This is a genomic window from Nonomuraea phyllanthi (genome assembly GCF_006334985.2).
Lineage (GTDB): Bacteria > Actinomycetota > Actinomycetes > Streptosporangiales > Streptosporangiaceae > Nonomuraea > Nonomuraea phyllanthi.
The window spans coordinates 176103-198630 of the sequence record NZ_VDLX02000016.1 but is presented as its reverse complement, the minus strand read 5'-3'; the positions used below and the strand labels follow the sequence as shown (position 1 = coordinate 198630).

General features: G+C 70.1%; 21 protein-coding genes. 8 read left to right on the top strand and 13 right to left on the bottom strand.

Annotation, left to right across the window (positions count from 1 at the left end; all coding sequences use genetic code 11):
• Positions 1-83: 83 nt before the first annotated feature.
• Entirely contained in the window at positions 84-614 is a 531-nt protein-coding gene (locus FH608_RS36045) for a hypothetical protein (protein ID WP_139634848.1), read from the top strand.
• 82 nt (positions 615-696) lie between these two features.
• Complete coding sequence (gene serB, locus FH608_RS36040; RefSeq protein ID WP_139634847.1) at positions 697-1941, top strand: phosphoserine phosphatase SerB; 1245 nt, start codon at positions 697-699, stop codon at positions 1939-1941.
• A 52-nt stretch (positions 1942-1993) separates the two neighbouring features.
• On the opposite strand, the gene FH608_RS36035 is transcribed toward serB, so the two are convergent.
• The 4 genes from FH608_RS36035 to FH608_RS36020 all read right to left on the bottom strand — a co-directional run bounded on the left by FH608_RS36035 (position 1994) and on the right by FH608_RS36020 (position 6831).
• Positions 1994-2461 carry a SixA phosphatase family protein gene (locus FH608_RS36035; protein WP_226900202.1) on the bottom strand — a complete coding sequence of 156 codons (468 nt, stop codon included), beginning with the start codon at positions 2459-2461 and terminating at the stop codon, positions 1994-1996.
• A 250-nt stretch (positions 2462-2711) separates the two neighbouring features.
• Positions 2712-5033: a sodium-translocating pyrophosphatase gene (locus FH608_RS36030; protein ID WP_139634846.1), complete on the bottom strand. Its 2322-nt coding sequence runs from the start codon at positions 5031-5033 to the stop codon at positions 2712-2714.
• Positions 5034-6065: 1032 nt separating this feature from the next.
• Positions 6066-6479, bottom strand: coding sequence for an ATP-binding protein (locus FH608_RS36025; RefSeq protein WP_139634845.1), 414 nt, complete (start codon positions 6477-6479; stop codon positions 6066-6068).
• A 1-nt stretch (position 6480) separates the two neighbouring features.
• Complete coding sequence (locus FH608_RS36020; RefSeq protein WP_043629845.1) at positions 6481-6831, bottom strand: STAS domain-containing protein; 351 nt, start codon at positions 6829-6831, stop codon at positions 6481-6483.
• Between the two features lie 409 nt (positions 6832-7240).
• On the opposite strand from FH608_RS36020, the gene FH608_RS36015 reads away from it, so the two are divergent.
• Entirely contained in the window at positions 7241-9727 is a 2487-nt protein-coding gene (locus FH608_RS36015) for a DEAD/DEAH box helicase (protein WP_264372937.1), read from the top strand.
• A gap of 60 nt (positions 9728-9787) precedes the next feature.
• Here the strand turns inward: FH608_RS36015 and FH608_RS36010 are convergent, their stop codons facing one another.
• The 3 genes from FH608_RS36010 to FH608_RS36000 all read right to left on the bottom strand — a co-directional run bounded on the left by FH608_RS36010 (position 9788) and on the right by FH608_RS36000 (position 10852).
• Positions 9788-10177 carry an Rv3654c family TadE-like protein gene (locus FH608_RS36010; protein ID WP_193318819.1) on the bottom strand — a complete coding sequence of 130 codons (390 nt, stop codon included), beginning with the start codon at positions 10175-10177 and terminating at the stop codon, positions 9788-9790.
• Positions 10178-10253: 76 nt separating this feature from the next.
• Entirely contained in the window at positions 10254-10646 is a 393-nt protein-coding gene (locus tag FH608_RS36005) for a TadE family type IV pilus minor pilin (RefSeq protein WP_226900200.1), read from the bottom strand.
• The gene (locus FH608_RS36000; protein ID WP_139634842.1) at positions 10643-10852 is read right to left on the bottom strand and encodes a DUF4244 domain-containing protein; all 210 of its coding nucleotides are present in this window, start codon (positions 10850-10852) and stop codon (positions 10643-10645) included. Before FH608_RS36000 ends, FH608_RS36005 begins: the two co-directional genes overlap by 4 nt.
• Positions 10853-11427: 575 nt before the next feature.
• Here FH608_RS36000 and FH608_RS35995 point away from each other — a divergent pair.
• Positions 11428-12216 carry a tyrosine-protein phosphatase gene (locus FH608_RS35995; protein ID WP_139634841.1) on the top strand — a complete coding sequence of 263 codons (789 nt, stop codon included), beginning with the start codon at positions 11428-11430 and terminating at the stop codon, positions 12214-12216.
• Between the two features lie 13 nt (positions 12217-12229).
• On the opposite strand, the gene FH608_RS53185 is transcribed toward FH608_RS35995, so the two are convergent.
• The 6 genes from FH608_RS53185 to FH608_RS35970 all read right to left on the bottom strand — a co-directional run bounded on the left by FH608_RS53185 (position 12230) and on the right by FH608_RS35970 (position 18224).
• Positions 12230-13009, bottom strand: a complete 780-nt coding sequence (locus tag FH608_RS53185; RefSeq protein WP_226900199.1) for a type II secretion system F family protein — start codon at positions 13007-13009, stop codon at positions 12230-12232.
• A 90-nt stretch (positions 13010-13099) separates the two neighbouring features.
• Complete coding sequence (locus FH608_RS35985) at positions 13100-13807, bottom strand: type II secretion system F family protein (protein ID WP_139634840.1); 708 nt, start codon at positions 13805-13807, stop codon at positions 13100-13102.
• A complete protein-coding gene (locus FH608_RS35980) occupies positions 13804-15075 on the bottom strand; it encodes a TadA family conjugal transfer-associated ATPase (protein ID WP_226900198.1) in 1272 nt (423 codons plus the stop codon). The genes FH608_RS35985 and FH608_RS35980 overlap by 4 nt, the downstream gene beginning before the upstream one ends.
• A gap of 269 nt (positions 15076-15344) precedes the next feature.
• On the bottom strand, positions 15345-16385 hold the full coding sequence (ssd, locus tag FH608_RS35975; RefSeq protein ID WP_139634839.1) for a septum site-determining protein Ssd: 1041 nt from the start codon (positions 16383-16385) through the stop codon (positions 15345-15347).
• Between the two features lie 527 nt (positions 16386-16912).
• Positions 16913-17074, bottom strand: a complete 162-nt coding sequence (locus FH608_RS51860) for a hypothetical protein (protein ID WP_153260845.1) — start codon at positions 17072-17074, stop codon at positions 16913-16915.
• Between the two features lie 367 nt (positions 17075-17441).
• Complete coding sequence (locus tag FH608_RS35970) at positions 17442-18224, bottom strand: Fic family protein (RefSeq protein WP_226900197.1); 783 nt, start codon at positions 18222-18224, stop codon at positions 17442-17444.
• A 259-nt stretch (positions 18225-18483) separates the two neighbouring features.
• On the opposite strand from FH608_RS35970, the gene acs reads away from it, so the two are divergent.
• The 4 genes from acs (at position 18484) to FH608_RS35950 (ending at position 22517) form a co-directional block, all read left to right on the top strand.
• Positions 18484-20457: an acetate--CoA ligase gene (acs, locus tag FH608_RS35965; RefSeq protein ID WP_139634838.1), complete on the top strand. Its 1974-nt coding sequence runs from the start codon at positions 18484-18486 to the stop codon at positions 20455-20457.
• Between the two features lie 269 nt (positions 20458-20726).
• Positions 20727-21167 carry a phage holin family protein gene (locus FH608_RS35960; RefSeq protein ID WP_139634837.1) on the top strand — a complete coding sequence of 147 codons (441 nt, stop codon included), beginning with the start codon at positions 20727-20729 and terminating at the stop codon, positions 21165-21167.
• A complete protein-coding gene (locus FH608_RS35955; protein ID WP_139634836.1) occupies positions 21157-22077 on the top strand; it encodes an alpha/beta fold hydrolase in 921 nt (306 codons plus the stop codon). Before FH608_RS35960 ends, FH608_RS35955 begins: the two co-directional genes overlap by 11 nt.
• The gene (locus FH608_RS35950; RefSeq protein ID WP_139634835.1) at positions 22074-22517 is read left to right on the top strand and encodes a DUF309 domain-containing protein; all 444 of its coding nucleotides are present in this window, start codon (positions 22074-22076) and stop codon (positions 22515-22517) included. The genes FH608_RS35955 and FH608_RS35950 overlap by 4 nt, the downstream gene beginning before the upstream one ends.
• Positions 22518-22528: the final 11 nt, after the last annotated feature.

Sequence of the window (22528 nt, the reverse complement as noted above, 5' to 3'; positions counted from 1 at the left end):
GCATTCATGGTAGGAACAGCGGACATTTACGGGGGCTCAGTGCTTGTGCGGCCCCGTGCCCGCTTCCTCACCGGAGACGTTCAATGCGTAAATCCATCAAGGTCGCCTCGCTGGCATTGCTGGCGGGAGCCCTGCTCGTACCGGCTGTTCCTGCCAGCGCCACGACGGCGGCCGACGGCGCGTTCTCTGTGTTCAAAGTCGCCGTGAAGGGGCCGAAGAAGGCCAAGCCCGGCGGCAAGCTGGAGTACACCATCGTGGCCACCAACACGGGGCCCTACGAGGCCGACGCGTACTTCGTCGGCGGCCAACTGCCCAAGAGCGCCGACCTCCGTAAGGTCTATTTCCGCTCCAGCGTCAAGGGCACCGAATGCGGCGTGGAGGGCCGTGCGATCTACTGCCTGGTGCCGAAGATCATCAACAAGGGCGACTCCATCGCCATGATCTTCGAGATGAAGCTGAAGAAGTCGGCGAAGGGCACCCAGTCGGCGAAGCTCGGCGTGATCTCCTATGACGTCCAGACCGGCATGGAGAACATGAGCAAGGAAGAGCTCCAGCGCCTCGGCATCCCCGAGCACGGCTACGCCAAGACCGTCAAGACCAAGGTCGTCCGCTGACGCCCGTCCCACCCCGCGACCCGGCCCCGAATGCCCGACCTGCTTCGCGAGCATCGGGCCGGGCGCAGTACCGTGGCTCGATGTGGACCAGCGCACCCTCCTGATCACCCTGACCGGCCCCGACCGGCCGGGCGTCACGTCGAGGCTCTTCTCCGTCCTGTCCGCCTTTCCCGTGACGGTGGCGGACATCGAGCAGGTCGTCATCCGCGGCCGGCTCACGCTGGGCGTGCTCGTCGCGTACGCCGGCGGCCCTTCGAGCGGCACCGGCACCACGCTCGGCGCCATGTGGACCGCCGTCGAGCGGGTGGCCGAGGACCTCGGCATGGAGGTCGAGCTGTCCACCGGCTCGCAGGCCAAGGAGCACCGCCGTCGCGGCCGCCTGTCGGTCAGCGTGCTCGGCGCCACGCTCCAGCCCGCCGCCATCGCGGGCATCGCCGGGCGCATCGCCGCCGCCGGCGCCAACATCGACCGCATCGAGCGCCTCGCCCAGTGGCCCGTCACCTGCATCGAGCTGTCCGTCTCCGGCGCCGACCCGGGCTCCCTGCGGGTGGAGCTGGCCGCTGAGGCGGCCATCCAGGAAGTGGACGTGGCCGTGCAGCGCACCGGCCTGTCGCGGCGGGCCAAGCGGCTCATCGTCATGGACGTCGACTCGACGCTCATCCAGGGCGAGGTCATCGAGCTGCTGGCCGCCCACGCCGGGTGCCTGGAGGAGGTCGCCGGCGTCACGGAGCAGGCCATGCGCGGCGAGCTGGACTTCGCGGAGTCGCTGCGGCGGCGGGTGGCGCTGCTGGAGGGCCTGCCCGCCGAGGTCTTCGAGGAGGTGCGCAAGGAGGTCGTGCTCACGCCCGGCGCGCGCACCCTCGTGCGGACCCTGAAGCGGCTCGACTTCCGCTTCGCCATCGTCAGCGGCGGATTCACGCAGATCACCGACGGGCTCGTGGAGGAGCTCGGGATCGACTACTCCGCGGCCAACGTCCTCGAAGTCATCGACGGGCGGCTGACCGGCCAGGTGGTCGGCGACATCGTGGACCGGCCGGGCAAGGCGCGGGCGCTGGAGCGGTTCGCGAAGGAGGCCGGGCTGCCGATCTCGCAGACGGTGGCCATCGGCGACGGGGCCAACGACCTCGACATGATCGCCGCCGCCGGGCTGGGCGTGGCCTTCAACGCCAAGCCCGTGGTGCGGCAGGCGGCCGACACGGCGGTCAACACGCCGTACCTCGACTCGATCCTCTATCTGCTGGGGATCTCGCGGGACGAGGTCGAGGCGGCCGACGCGGAGGACGGCGTGACGTCCACGGTCACCTCTCCGTGGGGTCGTGGCGCGTAACACGCACTCTCCGCGGTTCTCTCTGCGGTGTCTCCGGGGGCTCTCTCTGCGATCAGTCCTCTTTGGGGTCCCAGCGCGTGATCAGGCGGCCCTCACCCGGCCACAGCTCCGCCCAGGGGGACTTCACCGCGATCACCGCGAACGCCCCCGGCCGGAACACGTAGTCGCCTCCCGCCAGCCCCAGCGACAGCTCGTGCACGCCCGGGTTGTGCCCGCAGAGCACCACCGTGCCCAGCTCGGGATCGGCCCGGCGGATCAGCTCCAGCAGGTCGTCGGGGTACGCCTCGTAGATGTCCCGCTCGTAACTGATCTCCGCCTCGGGGAACGCGAGCTCGGCGGTGCGCCTGGTCCTGACCGCCGGCGAGCAGAGCACCACGTCGGGGCTCAGCCCGGCGGCCCTGATCTCGTCGCCCACCCGCCTCGCGTCCAGCTCGCCCCGCTCGGTCAGCGGGCGCTCCCGGTCGGCCAGGCCAGGGACCTGGGCGGCCTTGGCGTGCCGCAGCACGATCAACGTCCGCACCGGATCACCCCGTCCTCGATGCCCAGATGGCCAGCGCGACTATGGCGGCCAGGATGACGAGCATCCCGAGCAGAATGAAGCCCAGCGTCTTGGCGCCGCTGGGCCGCTTGTCATCGTTCACGCGCCCAGTTTCCCACCGCCACCCCACGCTCCCGCGCCCACCCGCACAGCCGGTGCGCCCGGTCCCTTGGGACGGCGAGACGCCCGCCCCCGAGCAGCGGGGCGGGCGTCTCTCCTCACATGTGACCGGCTACGACGCGACCGGAGCGTGCTCCCGCTCGTCGTTGTTGTCGTTGGTCGCTTCGGAGGACACGGACCGCCGCTTCGACACCACGATGGCGCCCACCACCACGGCCACCGCCACCACCGTGGCGGTGATGCGGACGGCCGGGTTGCCGGCGTACATCACCACGGCCGGGGCGACCAGCAGCGCCACCAGGTTCATCACCTTGATCAGCGGGTTGATGGCCGGGCCCGCCGTGTCCTTGAACGGATCGCCGACCGTGTCGCCGATGACCGTGGCCGCGTGCGCCTCGGAACCCTTGCCGCCGTGGTGGCCGTCCTCGACCAGCTTCTTGGCGTTGTCCCAGGCGCCGCCCGAGTTCGACAGGAAGACGGCCATGAGCGTGCCGCACGCGATGGCGCCCGCGAGGTAGGCGCCCAGCGGCGCGTACCCGAGTGCGAACCCGACCGCGATCGGCGTCATGACCGCCAGCAGACCCGGCGTGGCCAGCTCCCGGAGCGAGTCGCGGGTGCAGATGTCGACGACCCGGCCGTACTCCGGCTTCTCCGAGCCGTCCATGATGCCCGGCTTGTTGCGGAACTGGTCGCGTACCTCGAAGACCACGCGCATCGCTGCCCGTCCGACCGCCATGATCGCGAGGCCCGAGAAGAGGAACACGACCGCGGCGCCGATGACCAGGCCGACCAGGACGTTCGGCTGGTCGACGCCGAGGTTGAAGGTGGAGAACGCGCCGAGCGCCGACTTGATGTCCGCGCCGGCCGCGGCCAGCTCGGCCTCCACCGACGTGCGGAACGCGCCGAACAGCGCGGTCGCCGCGAGCACGGCCGTGGCGATGGCGATGCCCTTGGTGATGGCCTTGGTGGTGTTGCCGACCGCGTCCAGGCTGGTGAGCACGCGGGCGCCCTCGCCCTCGACGTCACCCGACATCTCGGCGATGCCCTGGGCGTTGTCGGAGACCGGGCCGAACGTGTCCATGGACACGATGACGCCGACCGTGGTCAGCAGGCCGGTGCCCGCCAGGGCCACCGCGAACAGGGCGATCGTCACGTTCCCGAACCCGAGCAGGAACGCGCCGTAGACCGCGCCGCCGATCACGAGAGCCGAGTAGACGGCCGACTCGAGGCCGACGCTGATGCCCGCCAGGATGACCGTGGCCGGGCCGGTGGCCGAGCTCTCGCCGATCTCGCGTACGGGGCGGCGGGTGGTCTCGGTGAAGTAGCCCGTCAGCAGCTGGATCGCGCTGGCCAGAACCAGGCCGATGAGCACCGCGCCGATGGCGATGAGGCGCGGGTCGGCGTCGGACTGCACGGCGGCGCCGGTCAGGCCGCTGAAGCTGCTCGGGAGGTACGCGAACGCGGCCACCGCCACGAGGACCGCCGAGATGGCGGCCGAGATGAAGAAGCTGCGGTTGATCGCCGCCATGCCGCTGCGGTCGCGATCGCGCATCCGGGTGACGAAGATGCCGATGATCGCCGTGATCACGCCGATCATCGGGACGATCAGGGGGAAGACCAGCCCCTGCTCGCCGAAGGCCACCTTGCCCAGGATGAGGCTGGCGACCAGCATGACCGCGTACGACTCGAACAGGTCGGCCGCCATGCCGGCGCAGTCGCCGACGTTGTCGCCCACGTTGTCGGCGATGGTGGCCGCGTTGCGCGGGTCGTCCTCGGGGATGCCCTGCTCGACCTTGCCGACCAGGTCGGCGCCGACGTCGGCGGCCTTGGTGAAGATGCCGCCGCCCACGCGCATGAACATCGCCAGCAGCGCCGCGCCGAACCCGAACCCTTCGAGCACGCCGGGCGCGTTGCCCTGGTAGATGAACACGACCACGGCCGCGCCCAGCAGGCCGAGGCCCACGGTGAACATGCCGGCCACGCCGCCGGTCCTGAACGCGATGCGCATGGCGCGCTTCTCGCCCGATTCGTTGGCCGCGGCGGCGACGCGCACGTTTCCGCGCACGGCCAGCCACATGCCCATGAACCCGGTCAGGGCGGAGAACGCCGCCCCGAACACGAAGAAGATCGAACGTCCTATGCGGACGTCCATCTCTCCAGGTAGCAGGAGCAGAAGAAAGGGAATCACGACGACGAAGATCGCCAACGTGCGGAACTGACGTGTGAGATACGCGGCCGCGCCTTCTTGTACGGCACGCGCGATGTTCTGCATGCGCTCGGTGCCCTGGCCGGCGGCCAGCACCTCGCGCACCAGGCCGCCTGCGACGGCTAGTGCGATCAGTGCGACCGCGGCGACCACGATCACGATGGTGAGATTGTTTCCGCTCAGGGCCAGATTGGACGCTGGCTCCGCTGCCAGCATGTGCCTGCTCATCGTTCTCCTCGGCAAGACCGGTCGTCCTGCCCGGGCGGTGCTGCAGTTTTCCTCGGCGGGTGTTGCGGCACCATCCGGGTTGTGGGTGCCGCTTCCGGTTGAATCCGCGTTCCGCCGGATCACCTTGGCCGGTGCCGGGAGTCTACGCAGGCACTAGACGGATATGAAGGCTCTCGAGGTGGCTATTTGTGCGTGCGTCTAGTAATCCCCTGACCGCGGCCCGGTTTGCGGCCTGACAGGTGAAATTTCCCCGGGTTTCCGGTCACGAAAACATCCCGATCTGGCCTGACCGTAATTCTTCCTTCAGGCGAGGCACCAGGCCCGATACCGCAGGGACGCGCGCGTGCCCCGTCGCCGACCCTCCGCGCACCGCTCCGGAACTCCCGCAGGTGGGTGGTCGTCGGTGCTGCGGGGACGTCGTAGAGCGCTCGCCAGGCCAGCACGCACGACCCAGCGGCGCCCAGCGCATCTTCAACGGCGCCCACCCGACAACGCCCGCGCACGTGCCGACAGCGCGGACCCGACAACGGCCGCACACGTGTCGACGGCGCCCGCCCGACGACGGCCCCAGCACGTGCCAGCGGCGCCCGCCCCGCAGCGCCCGCGCACGTGCCGACGGCGCTCGCCCAACAACGCCCCAGCACGTGCCGACGGTGCCCGCCCGTGGGGCCGCCATGGGTGGTCAACGGTGCCGGGCCCAACGTCACTCGACATCGTCCAACGTCATCCGACGTCGCTCAACGACTGCTCATCGGATGCTCGGCAGGCACTGAACTGGCGCCCAGCGGATGCTCAGCCCGTGAACGAATGCAGCGATACGTTCACGGTCAGCCGGGACGGAAGGCATGGTGCCCGGGCGCCGTGACGGCGGCCGGGCACGTGCGGGTCAGCGGGCGTCTCCCTGGAGGCCACCGGCCACGGACGGCGGGTGGCGCCGGCTGGGGCGGAGCCGTAACAGATGGATGGACCTCCGCCACGAACGGCGGAAGGCCACCGCACCCCGCCACCACAGACGGAGGCAGACAAGCGAATCTACTGGGGCGCGGGCCAGCTCATGCGAATGTTGGTGCCCTTGGGGCTGGGAAAGACTTCGACGTCGTCGGCGAGGCCCGCGATGACCGCGATGCCGAACCCCGACATGAACGAGTCAGAGAGCATGCCCAGATCGAGCGGCTGCTCCTGCTGGATCTCGTCGCTCGGGGCCTGATCGCTGACCGTGACTTCGAAGCGCCCGGAATCGTCACGCAGCTCGATGCGGATGGGCTCGCCCGGACAGTGGACGCGGTGCGCCTCGACTGCCCGGGAACACGCCTCACCCACAGCGAGCCTGACCTCGTCCAGCAGGGACTCCTCCACGCCGGTGCGGCGGGCTATCGCCGTCGCCACCAGCCGTGCGGTCCGCACGTGCGCGGGGAGAGCGCTGAACGTCAGCTCGACGGTAGCCATGCTACTTGTCTTTGCCGTGAGCTTCCTTGGCCTCGTCGACCGAAGCGTAGATCCCGAAGACCTTGGTCAGACCGGTGATCCGGAAGATCTTCAGAATGCGCTCCTGCGTGCAGACAAGCTCGAGCGAGCCGTCGTGCGCGCGCACCCGCTTGAGCCCCCCGACCAGGACTCCAAGCCCCGTGGAGTCGAGGAAGTCGACCTTCTCCATGTTGACGAGAAGGTGGAAGTTGCCCTTGTTGACCAGGTCGATCAGGAGCTCACGCAATCTCGGCGCCGTGTAGACATCGATCTCACCCTCGACCTCCACGATGGTGAGTCGGTCTTCGGTGCGGTGATCCAACTTCAGATCCACAGATCCTCCAGCGCCTCGCCTGCGAAAGTACTCTCTTGGGCCTGGCAATCTGGAGCGTGGCCCCAGATCGTCCGACCCTGACGCGCGGCATTCAACCACGCGTCTGGCTTACGTCTATACGAAATCACGATTCCCGGCGACTTTGCCCATCGATGCAAGACTGGAAACAGTGACTTCCTCCGCATCCTCCCCACAACAGGCAGGTCCACTCCTCCGCCACCTGCTTGGTGTTCCCGCACGTCATGAGCGCGTCACCCATGTGGAGCATGTTCCAGCACGTCAGGCCGGTCAAGTCGATTGGCCCAAATGGACGCCAGAAGTGCTTGTTACGCGCTTGGCGAACCGGGGAGTGACCGGACTGTGGCCTCACCAGTACGAGGCCGCCGACCTGGCATTTCGTGGCCGAAACGTGATCATTTCCACAGGAACGGCCTCGGGGAAGTCGCTGGCGTACCTGACGCCGGCGGTCGCCGCCTGCCTCGACGGCGGCACGGTCCTCTACCTGACGCCGACCAAGGCGCTGGCCGCCGACCAGCTGCGCGGCCTGCGCGAGCTGCGCGTCACCCAGCTGCGCGCCGCCTGTTTCGACGGAGACACGCCGTTCGAGGAGCGTACGTGGGTACGCCAGCACGCCAACTACGTCCTGACGAATCCGGACATGCTGCATCGGAGCATCCTGCCCCGGCACGCGCAATGGTCGACGTTCTTCCGCCGGCTGCGCATGATCGTCATCGACGAGTGCCACGGCTACCGCGGCGTGTTCGGCTCCCACGTGGCCCAGATCCTGCGCCGCCTGCGCCGGGTCTGCGCCCGGTACAACTCGAGCCCCACCTTCCTGCTCGCGTCGGCGACGGCCAGCGAGCCGGGGGCGTTCGCGATGAGACTCACGGGGCTTGAGATGCATGAGGTGACGGTGGACGCCTCGCCCAAGGGCGCGACCACCATCGCGCTGTGGGAGCCGCCCCTGACGGAGCTGCGGGGCGAGGGAGGGGCACCGGTGCGACGGACGGCCACGGCGGAAGCGGCTGACCTGCTGGCCGACCTCGTGCTGGCGGACGTCCGCACGCTCGCCTTCGTCCGTTCCCGCCGCGGCGCGGAAACGGTCGCCCTGACGGCCCGCGCCAAACTCGCCGACGTCGCCTTCTCCCTCTCGAACCACTTCCCCCGCACACCTCATTCGGACGCGACGGCCACGCCGGAACAGACCGCCGACCACCACGCCTCCGCCTCCGAGCAACGGGCCGGGATCGCCGACCACCTCGACACGAGAAGCTCGGCGCGCGCCGACGAACCGAGCGCGGAGGCCGGCAACCAACCCGGCGCGGAGAGCGGCAACGAACCCAGCGAGAAGGCGGGCAACCAACCCGGCGTGGAGGCCGGCAACGAACCCGGCGAGAAGGGCAGCAACGAGCCCAGCGCGGAGAGCGGTAACGAGCCGGGCGAGAAGGGTGGCGACGAGCGCACGGCTGCCGATGAGCTCGGGAAGGAGAGCCGGGAAAGAGGGGCGGTTCCGGATAGTTCCCTCAGCTGGGCACTCCCCGACATGCCCGACCAACCCGACTGGTCCGAGCTCCCCAACAAGATCGCCGCCTACCGCGCCGGCTACCTCGCCGAGGACCGCCGCCTCCTGGAGAAGGCCCTGCGCGCGGGCACGCTCATGGGCCTGGCCTCCACGAACGCCCTCGAACTCGGCGTGGACGTCTCGGGCCTGGACGCCGTGCTGATCGCGGGCTGGCCGGGCACGCGTGCCTCCCTCTGGCAGCAGGCGGGCCGGGCGGGCAGGGACGGCCGGGACGCGCTCGCCGTACTGATCGCCAGGGACGACCCGTTGGACACCTACCTGGTGCACCATCCTCAGGCTCTCTTCGGCCGGCCCGTCGAGGCGATCGTCCTCGACCCGGACAATCCCTACGTCCTCGGCCCCCACCTCTGCGCCGCGGCGGCCGAGATCCCGCTGACCGACGACGACCTGCCCGTTTTCGGGGACACCACGGCAGCCGTCCTCGATGACCTGGTGGCCAAGGGCATGCTCAGAAGGCGCCCGGCGGGCTGGTTCTGGACGAGACGGGAGCGAGCCACCGACCTCGCCGACATCCGGGGCGGCGGGGGCGCCCCCATCCAGGTCGTGGAGTCGTCCACCGGCCGCCTGCTCGGCAGCGTCGACGAGCCGTCCGCCCACACCACGGTGCACACGGGCGCGGTCTACCTGCATCAGGGCGAAACCTTCCTGGTGGAACTGCTCGATCTGGAGGCCGGGGTCGCCCTGGTGTCCAGCGCCACTCCGGACTTCACCACGTTCGCCCGCGACATCACCGACATTTCCATCCTCGCCACCCAGCGCTCCCAACCCCTCGGCCCAGGAACCCTGCACTTCGGCGAGGTGGAGGTGACCCGGCAGGTGGTCTCGTACCTGAAGCGACGCCTCCAGTCCGGAGAGATGCTCGGCGACGAGCCCCTCGACCTGCCGCCCCGCACCCTCCGCACCCGGGCCGTCTGGTGGACGCTGCCCGCCTCGGCCGTGGCGCCGCTCGCGGAGGCGGGCATCGACCTCGGCGGCGCGGCCCACGCGGCCGAGCACGCCTCCATCGGCCTGCTGCCGCTGTTCGCCACCTGCGACCGCTGGGACATCGGCGGCGTGTCCACCGAACTCCACGCCGACACGGGCCTGCTGACGGTGTTCGTGTACGACGGGCACGAGGGCGGCGCCGGATTCGCCGAACGCGGCCACGCCCGCGCGGTGGACTGGCTGACCGCCACGCGCGAGGCCATCGTGTCGTGCGAGTGCGAACGCGGCTGCCCCTCCTGCATCCAGTCCCCGAAATGCGGCAACGGCAACGAACCCCTGGACAAGCGAGGCGCCGTCCGGCTCCTGGACACGCTCCTGCCTCCTCAGTAAGGACTGCCCTCGACACCGCACCCTCGCAGGGCCGTGGTGCTCAGCCTCAGGGTCATGCGATCAAGGGGCTGTGGTCGCCGGGCCGGCACGGGACCTGCCCGTCAGCGTGCGGGTGCCCAACAGCGGCAGCGAGACCTGCGAAGAGGTCCAGATGTCGGCGATCTCGTCGGTGAGCCGGCATCGCGAAAGCTCCACGCCGTTCTGCGCGGCGAGGGCGGCGGCTCTGGCGCAGGCCTCCTCCGGATGGACTATCGCGTATTTGGCCGCCGCCAGGGCGCTGAGGTCGGCGGCGCTGTTGACGCGGTGGATCGCCGCGCGTACCGCGCCCAGCGTGGCGAACGCGGTGGCGACCGTCATCAGGAGGCCCATGAGGGCCACGCCCCAGATGGTGGCTGAGCCTCTTTCCTTGGTGTTGATCAGTGTCTTCTTAGTGTTGATCAGTGACTGCATGTTTCTGCGGTCTCCGTTCCTCATGGCGGCCCGTCTCAGCTGATCGGCGCCGCGTCGCTTCAGCGCATGAGCGGCTCTAAGGGGCAGGGCCGGGTTCGGTGTCAGCGGTGGCTGTGGCGGATATGCGGACAGGTGGCAGGGAGTGGGCCCATGGTGGGCGTACTTCTACGGTGATCTGCACTTGTGTGGTCTTCGCCTCGCGCGTCACGGTCACCTGCGCGTCGGGACGGCTGGCTGCGCGGGCTCGGGCGCTGACCTGATCCGGCGATTCACCTCGTGCGGCGGCCCGGGCCGCCGCACGAGCCGCGTCGACGCACTCGAACTGGGCACCGACGGCTTGGATCGCCCACAGCGCGGCGGCCAGGACCACCATGAGCGCGGGCAGCATCGCGGCGGTCTCGGCCGTGACCGAGCCCCGCGATGCCGACCGCTTCTCGCCCATGGAAGTCCGCTGGTGGCGGACGATCATCCCGTGGCGGTGTTGAGTGCTCGGTCGATGAGCGATGTCAGCATTTCCTGGACCTCCGTGCTGCTCACCACCTTGAAGAGGAGCGCGGCGAAGGCGCAGGCCGCGATGGTGCCCACCGCGTATTCGGCCGTCGACATGCCGCGCTGCCGGTTGACGGCCGCGTAGTGGAGCCATCGGCTGATGCGCGGCTTCCGGCTTTCGGGCATTCGACGGCGGCTCTGGGGTGAAGTCTGACTGCGGTCCTCTGGCTGGGCGTGCATCGAGTCAGAGGGGTGAGGATGGGCGATCTTGCCTGTTTCGGTGGGAGGGGTCGTGGGCGGGCTGTGTTTCGCGGCGGCTCTGATGTCGTCTGGCGTGGTGGCGGGACTGTGCATCGTGCCTCCAGATGGTGCTCGGGGCCGGGGTCTTGTCCGGCGGGGAGTCCTTAGGTTCGCCGAAGCGGGGTGATGGCCGATGGGCCGAACGGCGTTCTGTGGATAGGCGGGAGACGGCTGGCGGTGCTTGTGGATGGGTGGTGGCAATCGTCCATCCCTTGCGGGCGGGTGGACCGTCCCTGCGGACGGGGTCGACCGTCCCTGCGGGCGGGTGGAGGGCACCCTTCGCCATGGAGGTGGGGAGAGCGCCTCTGCCGGTGGGGGGTGTCCCTGTCCGTGGTGACGGCGTACCTCCCTGCAGTGGAGGCGGCTCTGCCGGTGGTGGAGGCGTGGCTTTGCGGGCGGGGTGGAGGAGATGCCATGCGGGTGCGGAGAACGAGATCAGTCTCGGGGGCGTCTCATGGCGTATGGACGATCGTGGTTCGGATAGTGAGCCGGTCTTGGGTGCGGCGCGTGGGAACTGGCGGCCGGCTGGTGAGCGGGGGCTTGATTGGGAGGGATGCTTCAACGTTCGCGATCTCGGTGGGATCCCCGTCGCTGGTGGTGGTCTGATCCGGGCCGGGGCGGTCGTACGGGCGGACAATCCGGAACGGCTCACCGCCGCGGGTTGGGCGGCGGCGGTGGAGCACGGCATTCGGACCGTTGTCGACCTGCGTAACGACAACGAGCACCAGCGAGACCTGTGCGAGCGACCGGCGAGCGTCACCACTGTGCGGGTGCCCCTTGATGACGCCGCGGATACGGCGTTCTGGGCCTATCTGTGGGAGAACGAGCTCGATGGCTCACCCCTCTACTACCGGGTGTTCCTTGAGCGGAAGGCGCAGCGCTGCGCTGCTGCCCTGACCGCCATCGCTCGTGCCGAGCCGGGAGGGGTGCTGGTGCACTGCGGGCTCGGGCGTGATCGCACCGGGCTCATCGTCATGGTGCTCCTGGCGCTGGCCGGGGTCGCTCCTGATGACATCGCCGCGGATTACGAAGTGAGCGTGGATCGTCTGCCCCCGCTGTTCGCCGCACTGGGGATGGAGGATCAGGCCGATGAAATCGGAGGGATTCTTGCCCGGAAGAACACCACTCTCCGCGCTGCTCTTCTTGGCGCATTGGATGGGCTCGATGTGGAGAATCGTCTTCGCGCGGCGGGGTTCGGTGGAGATGACATCTCGGCGCTTCGTGAACGGCTGGTTCTTTTGGACGGCTGAGGCCCGTGCGGCGTTACGGGAGAATGATCGTGGCGGCCAGGCCGGCTATTATCGGGATAATACCGAGCAGGACGAATGCCGGCAGGAAGCAGAGTCCCAGTGGGGCCACTGCTTTTACGCCTACGCTTCTGGCCGACGCTACGGCGGTGGCCCCGGCGGTTTCGCGGGCGTCGTCGGCCAGGCGGGTCAGGACGTCCGCCACGGGAGCGCCGCTTTGGGCTGCTCGGCTCATGGCTCGGGAGAGTTGGGCAGTGGCGGGGTCCTTGGCGAGGGCGGCCCACGTGGGCTCGGGGTCGGCGCCGAGCCGTAGCTGAGTGCTGACCCAGGTGAGCCGCCGGCCGAGCGGGCCGCCGATCGCGTTCGCGGCGATGTCGGTGGCGGCGCTCACCGGGCGTCCGGCGAGGAGACACGCTGTCATCAGGTCGGCGGCGAACGGGAGGTCGGCCGCGATTCGCCGACGATCGTGCTGAGATTGGCGCGGTTGCTTCTTGTGGAGGAACAGGGCGATTGCCGGGGTGGCGAGGATGCCTGTGACTATTCCGGTAATGCCTCCTACCAGAAGAGCGAGTATCAGGCCGGTGCATGCGGCTGTGGTGATGGTCTTCTTGGTGATGGGTGGTGGAGTGTCGATCAGCCAGGTCGGGTCGTTGGATTGCCCTGCTGGTGGTTGTGCTTGTTCCTTCTGGGTGGGACGAGGACGTAGTTGAGAGAGGCGCTCTGCCGGGGTTCGGGGCGAGAACCAGAGCCAGGTGGCGAAGCCGGCGAGAAGGGCTGACAACAATTGTTGTATCAACTGGCGGTCCTCTCCATATCGGGCTGAGGTATGAGGGTTTCGAGGTTGCGGTGCGTGACCCCTCAGGGTGAGGCAGGTGGGTTCGTCGGGTCAGGCTTGTGCTTTGGCGGCCATGCGGTTGGTCCACCACAGGCCGCAGACGTCCAGGGCGATGCCTGCCGTCAGGCACATGAGGCCGGGCAGGCTGCCGAACAGGAAGTCGAAGGGGTGCATGTTCAGGCCGGCGGCCATCAACAGGCCGAGGGCGGGCAGGACGGCGAGGAGTCTGGCGGTGGTGCGGGGGCCTGCCAGTTGGGCTGCGACGTCCTGACGGTGGGCTTGAGCGGTGCGTAACGTGGCCGCGGTCCGTTCCACCAGGGCCGCCAGGCCCGCGCCCACCGTGACGCCCACTTCCCAGCAGGCTGCCAACTGACGCAGTCCTTCGCCGCCCTGGGGTGGGGCTGCGGCGATCAGGGCCGCGGAGACGTCGCCGCCGTCTCTCGCCGCCGCGAGCACGGGGCGCAGGGTTTCCGGGCTCGGGAGGTCGACGGCCGCGACGGCTCTGGTCAGGGCCTCTCCAGGGGTGCGGCCGGCTGAGAGTTCGGCGGACAGGGCTTGGCAGAGCTCTATGGACGCGCGGCGCCAGGAGTCCGCGCGGCGTGCGGGGGTCGGGCGGCTGATCAGTCTGCTCAGGGGGATGCGTCGGGGTTTCTGCCCGCCTGTGGTCAACCGGGTGAGGCGGGTTGTGGCGCTGTCGGGGGCGGTCCACAGCCAGAGGGCCAGAGCTGTGGACAGTGCGGCTATCAGAGCGGTGGTCATCGTGCTGCATCCGGTGAAGTTGCGGCGGGTCCGTGCGTCGCGATGTGTCCGCGCGTGCGGGCGGGCCCGTACGCGGAGTTGTGTCCGTGCGTGGTGACGTGTCCATGTGTGGCGGTGGTGTCGCCGGGGCGGGCCTGCTGGCGGGTCCTTGCTGACAGGGCTTCGTAGGCGGGGCCGGTGTGCGAATCGCCTTGTGCGTCGAAGGTCAGGGCGGGGATGGACTCGACGAGACCCGCCGGTGTCCGGGTGAGCAGGCAGATCTCGGCTACGCGCCTTCGGCCGTCGGGTCGGCCGCGCGTCAGGTGGATGACGGCGTCGAGGGCCGCGGCCAGTTGGCTGTGTACGGCTTCCCTGGTCAAGCCCGCCGCGCAGCCCAACGCCTCCAGGCGCGGCGGCACGTCGGCGGCGGTGTTGGCGTGAAGGGTGCCGCAGCCTCCCTCGTGGCCGGTGTTCAGGGCCGCCAGGAGGTCCACTACTTCGTTTCCCCTGACCTCTCCGACCACCAGGCGGTCCGGGCGCATGCGCAGCGCCTGGCGTACCAGATCGCGGAGGCCCACCCCGCCTGCGCCCTCCAGGTTGGCCGGGCGGGTCTCCAGGCGGACCACGTGAGGGTGGAGAGGGCGGAGCTCGGCCGAGTCCTCCACCAGGAGGAGACGCTCGGCCGGGTCGGCGAGGGACAGCAGCGCTGACAATAGCGTTGTCTTGCCTGTGCCGGTGCCGCCCGTCACCAGGAACGCCAGCCTCGCCGACACCATGGCGGTGAGCAGCGGGATCGCCGACGGCGTGACCGTACCGGCCGACACCAGGTCGTCGAGGGTGAACGTGCGGCGCGGCGGCAGGCGCAGCGACACACAGGTGCCGCCCGACGCCACCGGCGGGAGGACGGCGTGCAGGCGGACGCCTCCCGCGAGCCGGGCGTCGACGTACGGGGAAGCGTCGTCGAGCCTTCTGCCCGCGGCGGACGCGAGACGCTGGGCCAGCCTGCGGACGGCTCCGTCGTCCGCGAAGGTGACCTGAGTGCGGCGTAGGCCGCCGCCGTCGTCTATCCACACCTCCCGTGGGCCGTTGACCAGGACGTCCGTCACGTCGGGGCGGGCCAGGAGCGGCTCCAGCGGACCGGCGCCCATGAGGTCGGCGCAGAGGGCTCTTGCCACCGCCAGGATCTCCGCGTCGCCATAAACGGACTTCTCGGCACGCAGCGCGAGCGCCACCTGGGCGGCACTGGGCTCCGCGCCTGCCCTGGCCAGGCGTATGCGGACCGCTTCCACGAGCTCCGGTGAGACGGCTCCTGAGGATGGGGGCAGAGGGAGTTCCGGTCGAGGGGGTGGGGAGGGAGCTGGTGCTGGCCGAGGGGGTGCCGGGAGAGGGGGTGATTGGCGGCTGGGCAGCTGTCGAGGGAATGCAGGCGACCCGTCGGAGGCGGCTCCGGGGAGCGCGGCTCTGTGTGACGCGGCTTCGTGGGGTGCGGGCACGGGAGAGGCGGGCACGGGGGATGCGGGCACGAGGGATGCGGGCACGAGGGATGCGGGCCGGGTGGTCATGAGGGGAGGAGGTCTCGTAGGAGGGTGGTGCAGAGGGCGCCCAGCACGGTGCGGGGGCCGAGCTTGGGGAGTTCGCCGCGGTTGAGCGTTGCGGTGAGTCTGGGCTGGTCGGGCAAGGTGCCGGCGGAGGGGACGCCCAGGGAGGCCGCCGCGGTGTCGTCGTCGAGGACACCCGGTCTGAGGATCGCGCGGATGTCCGAGGTGTGTTTGCGCGTCTCGCTCAGCACCTGGACGCTCGACAGGATGCCGCGTACGTCCGCCGTCGCCACCACGAGCGTGGTCTTGGCCCTGGTGAGAGCCTCGATCGCGGCGGCGTCGAGATGGCGCGGAAGATCGACGACGACCAGGTCGAAGCCACGCCTGCCTGCCTCCAGGACCGACCGCATGGCCTGGGCCGGGATCGCCGCCACGTCACCCCGGTGGAACGACAGAACCGACAGGTCGCCGAACGACGGCAGGGCCGCCTGGAGTGCGCTGGAGTTGATCCGGCCCTCGCGGGCCACCAGGTCTCCCCAGCGGGCTCCGGACGCCTCCTCCTGGCCCAGCAGGGCGTCGATGCCGCCGCCCAGCGGGTCTGCGTCGACCAGGAGCGTGCGAAGGTGATCGCCCGAGGCGCGGAGGGCCAGGCAGGCCGACAGGACGCTCGACCCTGCACCGCCACGGCCTCCGATCACGCAGATCACGGAGCCGGAACGGGGGTCGGGCTCCACTGCGTCGGCGAACCGCTCCACCAGGTGGCGTTCGTCGTCGGGGAGCGCCACCACGGCCTGCGCGCCCACTGCCACACATTTTCGCCAGGTGTCCGGGTCCTCGGCGGCTCGGGTCACCAGCAGGACCTGGTCTCGGGTGGGCGGGGAGGTCTCCGCCACGGCGTCCGCCTGGTCGGCGCCCACCGCTATCAGCGGGGCCAGGTTCCAGAACGGGCGGGCGTGGGCGGGCACGTGGGCCACGTCGAGCTGGGCGCCGGCTGCGGCGGCTATGCGGACGATGTCGTCGAGCAGGGCGTGGTCTTCGGTGATGACCAGGGGGCGGTGCATGTCGGGCTCCGGGGAGGGTGGGTTGTTCGGGAGGCCAACATTGCTGGAGGCGGGGTGAGGGGCGGGCGGCCGAACGGGGTTCTGGGGATTGTGGGTGGTGGCGGCAGTGCGGCTGTGGATAACCGGTTGTGTCCCTCCGTTGGGGGTCGTGGAGCGCCGGGAGTCGGCGACGCCAAGGCGCGGGCGTTGGCGAATGGAGAGCGCTAGGAGCGAGTGGCGCCCGGGCCGGGGCGTAGGGGATCGGAAGCGGTGGGAGCCGCTGGTCCCCGTCTGGGGCGGCGTAGCAGATCGGAAGCGGTGGGGGCCGCTGGTACCCGGACGGAGGCCTGGGGAACCGAGAGCGCCGCAAGCCCGTGCCGCCACGGCAGCGTCAGGGACGCAGAGTGTCGGCGGATGCCGGGCCGGAAGTGGCCCAGCGGGGCTGGGGGCCGGACGGTGGTGGTGGGGAAAAGGGGCGACCCCCGCCGGGGGGGAGAGCGGGGGTCGCCTGATCGGTCCGGCTCCGGGGGGGTAGAGCCGGTCCCGTTTCAGAAGAAAGCTTTCATCACTTCACCAGAGGCTGGCAAGGGACTGGCAAAGCCACCCCATGCGCAGTCGCTCCAGTTTCTGGTGATACCAACGTATGCTGCCCGATCGACTCGAGTTTCGTCGAGGAGCAATCTCGCATTTTCGCCAAGTTTTTTGTCCACGACATAACGATCACATAAAGGAGATCACTCTCCGTGATCGTCACGGTTCGGCAACGAGATCGCCGGAGCCGGCCGCGGTGGGCTATGCCCCACCCCGCCTCATCGGCCGGTAAAGGTCTTGGACCGAGGGGTTCCCATCTGCTCGGATCCGACGTAGAAAGAGGTTACGGACCACTTGTCCGGGTGCATCAGCCGGGTACCCACGCGCGACCAGCCGCGGGAGGCGCGTCGTGACGGGCTTGACCCGCTCCGACGAATACAGGTGCACGCTTGGTAACCCGGTGTGATGCACCGGCAGACGGCGTCTCTTGACTGAGACGCCGTCAGCTATGTCAGCAGACCAGAGCCCTGGCCGGCCGTCGACCGGTCAGCCCCGTTGCAGGGCCTCGCAGATGGCGGTCGTCTCGCGCGCTCCGAGGGTTACCGCGGAGGCACAGTGTTGTACCCACCGGGCGACGCCCTCCGGCGTCCCGCTCAGGTAGGCCCGCAGCCCGTCGGCGTAGCCGCCCTCCAGGTGCCCCACCTCCACGGCCACCAGGGACTTCGGGTCCAGCCCGTACTCCACCAGGGTCAGCCGCCCGGCCGAGCGGGCCACGAGGCCGTCGGCCGTGCCGAAGGGCCGCAGCACCGCGAGCTCGGCGTGCACGACGGCGGCCAGCACGATCGCGGGCGCCTTGGTGCCCAGCTCCAGCAGCCCGAACAGCGCTTCCAGCCGCGCCGCCGCCTCCGCGGCACGCGGCGCGGGCCCGAGGCCCAGCGGGTCGGTCGTCTCGTCCGAGGACCGGGGACGGCCGAGGGAGGGCTGCGGGGCGAGGCCGGCGGCCGCCACGGCGTGCAGGCGGGCGAGCACCTGCCTGGGCGCCGTACGCCAGGTCGCCCCCATCCGCCCCATCTCCGCCGACGCCCGCAGCGCCCCCTGGACCAGCGGGTCGCCGATCTCATCGCGCCGCAGGGCGTCGAGGGACACCTCCACGCCTTCCAGGCAGGCCGAGGCCCTGGCGCCGCGCAGCGACGACTCGGCGGAGACCGCGGGGCTGGCCCGGCGCAGGACGCGGTGGCGGTAGAGCCTGTCGACGGCCTGCCGCGCCGAGTCCACGGCCTCGGGCACGCCGGGGAACTCCGCGATGACGGACAACGGGTCATCACTCACGGAAACCGACCTTACCCGCGGGTACGGCAGGGCCGCGCCGCTGTGCCCATGAGCCCGAGAAAGCCGGGCGCCGAATATGCCCAAGCGTTTATGGGTCCCCTCCCGATTTCAGGATGACAACATTTCAATTGCGTTTGTCAGGCAACCCGATAAACCGGGGCCCCTCGGTACGGACCTGTCTAGACCTCTTGTGTCTGGAGCCTGTGAGCTGGTGAAGTGGGACACGACCTATCCAATCTGGCCATAGAAGGAGCACGAGGTGGCCCCGGAGACCCCTGGCAACGAGACCCAGGCGCTGTCCAACCTGCTGCAGGAGAACCGCCGGTTCGCACCGCCGGCTGACCTGGCGGCGGCCGCGAACGTGACCGCCGCCGCATACGACGAGGCCGCCGCGGACCGTCTCGCCTTCTGGGAGCGTGCAGCCGACAGGCTGACCTGGGCCAAGAGGTGGGACAAGACGCTTGAGTGGAACCCTCCCTTCGCCAAGTGGTTCGTCGGCGGCGAGCTCAACGTGGCGTACAACTGCGTCGACCGCCACGTCGAGGAGGGCCGCGGCGACAAGGTCGCCTACCACTGGGAGGGTGAGCCCGACGGCGACAGCCGCACCCTCACCTACAACGACCTCAAGCGCGAGGTCAGCAAGGCCGCCAACGCCCTTCAGGAGCTCGGTGTCTCCAAGGGCGACCGCGTGGCCATCTACATGCCGATGATCCCCGAGCTGCCGATCGCGATGCTGGCCTGCGCCCGCATCGGGGCGATCCACTCGGTGGTGTTCGGCGGGTTCTCGGCCGCCGCGCTGAAGAGCCGGATCCACGACGCCGACGCCAAGCTGGTCATCACGGCCGACGGCGGCTACCGCAGGGGCAACCCGTCGGCGCTCAAGCCCACGGTCGACGAGGCCGTGGCGGAGTCGCCGCAGGTCGAGAACGTCCTCGTCGTACGGCGTACCGGCCAGGACGTCGCCTTCGGCGGCAAGGACATCTGGTGGCACGACCTGGTCGACCGGCAGAGCGACGAGCACACCGCCCAGCCCATGGACGCCGAGGACCCGCTGTACATCCTCTACACCAGCGGCACCACCGGCAGGCCCAAGGGCATCCTCCACACCACCGGCGGCTACCTCGCGCAGACGGCCTGGACCCACTACGCGGTCTTCGACCTCAAGCCCGAGACCGACATCTACTGGTGCACGGCGGACATCGGCTGGGTGACCGGCCACTCCTACATCGTGTACGGCCCCCTGGCCAACGGCGGCACCAGCGTCATCTACGAGGGCACCCCCGACACGCCGCACCGCGGCCGGTTCTGGGAGATCGTGCAGAAGTACAAGATCACGATCCTCTACACGGCGCCCACGGCGATCAGGACGTTCATGAAGTGGGGCGACGACATCCCCGCCAAGTACGACATGTCCAGCCTGCGCATCCTGGGCTCCGTCGGCGAGCCGATCAACCCCGAGGCGTACGTCTGGTACCGCGAGAACATCGGCCACGACCGCTGCCCCGTCGTGGACACCTGGTGGCAGACGGAGACGGGCGCCATCATGATCAGCCCCCTGCCCGGCGTCACCTCGGCCAAGCCGGGCGCCGCCATGCGCCCGCTGCCCGGCGTCAGCGCCGACGTGGTGGACGACCAGGGCAACAGCGTCCCCAACGGGGGCGGCGGGTTCCTCGTCGTACGCGAGCCGTGGCCGTCGATGCTCCGCACCATCTGGGGCGACGACCAGCGCTACATCGACACGTACTGGAGCAGGTTCGACGGGATGTACTTCCCCGGCGACGGCGCCAAGAAGGACGAGGACGGCGACCTGTGGCTGCTCGGCCGCGTGGACGACGTCATGCTCGTCTCCGGCCACAACATCTCCACCACCGAGGTGGAGAGCGCGCTGGTCAGCCACCCGAAGGTGGCCGAGGCGGCCGTCGTCGGCGCGACCGACCCGGTGACCGGCCAGGCGATCGTGTCGTTCGTGATCCTGCGCGGCTCCGCCGAGGAGAGCGACGACATCGCCGCCGAGCTGCGCAACCACGTGGCCAAGACGCTCGGCCCGATCGCCAAGCCGCGCCAGATCCTGGTCGTGCCCGAGCTGCCCAAGACCCGCTCGGGCAAGATCATGCGCCGGCTCCTGCGCGACGTGGCGGAGAACCGCAGCATCGGCGACGTCACCACCCTGGCCGACAGCACGGTGATGAACCTGATCTCGGAGAAGCTCCCGTCGGCCAAGTCCGAGGACTGAGGCCGCGAGAACGCACGCAAGGGCGCATGTCCCCCCATCGGGGCATGCGCCCGCTTGCTCTCCCGGCAGCGAGCCGGCGGAGGGTCGGTGGCGGGTCGGTGGCGGGGGCGAAGCCGTACGGGACAACTCCGGGCGCTATCTTGTCCGATCGGGTAGTTCTGGGAGTGACAGCGGGCGACGACCAGCAGCGAGCCCAGGCCGGCACCGCAAGCGTCGCCTTGCGCTGGATGATGTTTGACACGGCCACGAGGCCTCGATAGGAGACGTTCATGCAGCAGACTCCCGAGGAAGAATCCCTGGGTTCGCTGGTCGCCCAGGCGAGCAGTCAGATCTCGTCCCTGGTGCGCTCGGAGATCGAGCTGGCCAAGGCCGAGTTCAGGTTCGACGCCAAGCGGGTCGGCACGGCGGGGGGCCTGTTCGCCGCCGCCGCGTTCATGGCGCACCTGTGCCTGATCCTCGCCTCGTTCACCATCGCGTACGTACTGGCGCAGTGGCTGCCCACGTGGCTGTCCTTCCTCATCGTGACCGTGTTCTACCTGGTGGCGGCCGGTCTGCTGGTGCTCGTCGGGGTCAGGCGGCTCAAGGGCCTGGCCGGCATGAAGCGCACCGCCAGGTCGATCAAGGGCCTCAAGGAGATCGCGACGCCCGAGGACGAGACTCTTCCCGAGGTCCGTCCCGATCGCGAGCCGGTGACACGTGATGGCACCTGACGAATCGGTCGTGAACATCGACGGCCCCTGGACGCACCGCGCGGTCCACGCGGGCGGCACCCGCTTCCACGTCGTGGAGGCGGGCGAGGGGCCTCTGGTGCTGCTGCTGCACGGGTTCCCGCAGTTCTGGTGGACCTGGCGCCACCAGCTGGTCTCGCTGCCGAAGGCCGGCTACCGGGCGGTCGCCGCGGACCTGCGCGGCTACGGCGGCAGCGACAAGCCGCCACGTGGCTACGACCTGCCCACGCTGGCCGCCGACGCGACCGGGCTGATCAGGGCGCTCGGCGAGACCGGCGCCATCGTCGTCGGCCACGACTGGGGCGGGCTGCTGGCCTGGACGATGGCCGTGCTCGACCCCAAGTGCGTGCGCAGGCTGGTCGCCGTGTCGGCCGCCCACCCGCGCCGGCTGCGCAGCGCGCTGCTCACCGACCCGTTCGGCCAGCTCAGGGCCAGCGCGCAGGCGATCGGCCACCAGCTGCCGCTGCTGCCCGAGCACCGGCTCAGGCGCCGCGACGCGGCCCTGGTGGGCCGGCTGCTGGACGACTGGTCGCGCCCCGGCTGGCCCGACGCCGAGACCGCGCGGACCTACCGCGAGGCGTTCCGCATCCCCGCCGTGGCGCACTGCGCGCTGGAGTACCACCGCTGGTTCGGCCGCTCCCAACTGCGCCGCGACGGCCGCCGCTACACCAGGGTCATGGGCACCGAGATCGAAGCCCCCACGCTGCACCTGCACGGGGCGCTCGACCCGCGCCTCCTGCCGCGGACGGCACAGGGCTCAGGCCGCTACGTGGCGGCCCCGTACCGGTGGCGGCTGCTCGAAGGAGCCGGCCACTTTCCCCATGAGGAGATCCCCGACGTGTTCGACACCGAGCTGCTCGGCTGGCTGGCCGATCCGGAGCCCGACCGATGAGAGACCGCGATCCCGAGGGCCGGCCGCGCAACGCCAGGCCGCGCGACGCGTACGGCAGGCCGCTCCCCTACGGCGAGCAGGGCATGCCGAGGGTTCCCGACGACTACGCGCCCACCACCGAGCAGGCCCTGGCCGACGGCCGCCGCTTCCTGCGCGAGGGCCTGCCGTTCAACGCGCACGAGGTGTTCGAGGGCCGCTGGAAGTGCGCGCCCGAGGAGGAGCGCGAGCTGTGGCAGGGCCTCGCGCAGATCTGCGTCGGCCTGACGCACCTGCAGCGCGGCAACGGGCGCGGGGCGGTGACCCTCTTCAGCCGGGGCGCCGCCAGGGCTCAGGGGTACGGCGGCGCGTACGACGCGGTCGGCAAGGCGGCCTCCGGCCTCAGCCAGGACAGCGACCCCGCCCAGGCGATCGCCCTGATCCTGGCCAAGCTTCCCGGCTGACGCCCGGCTCT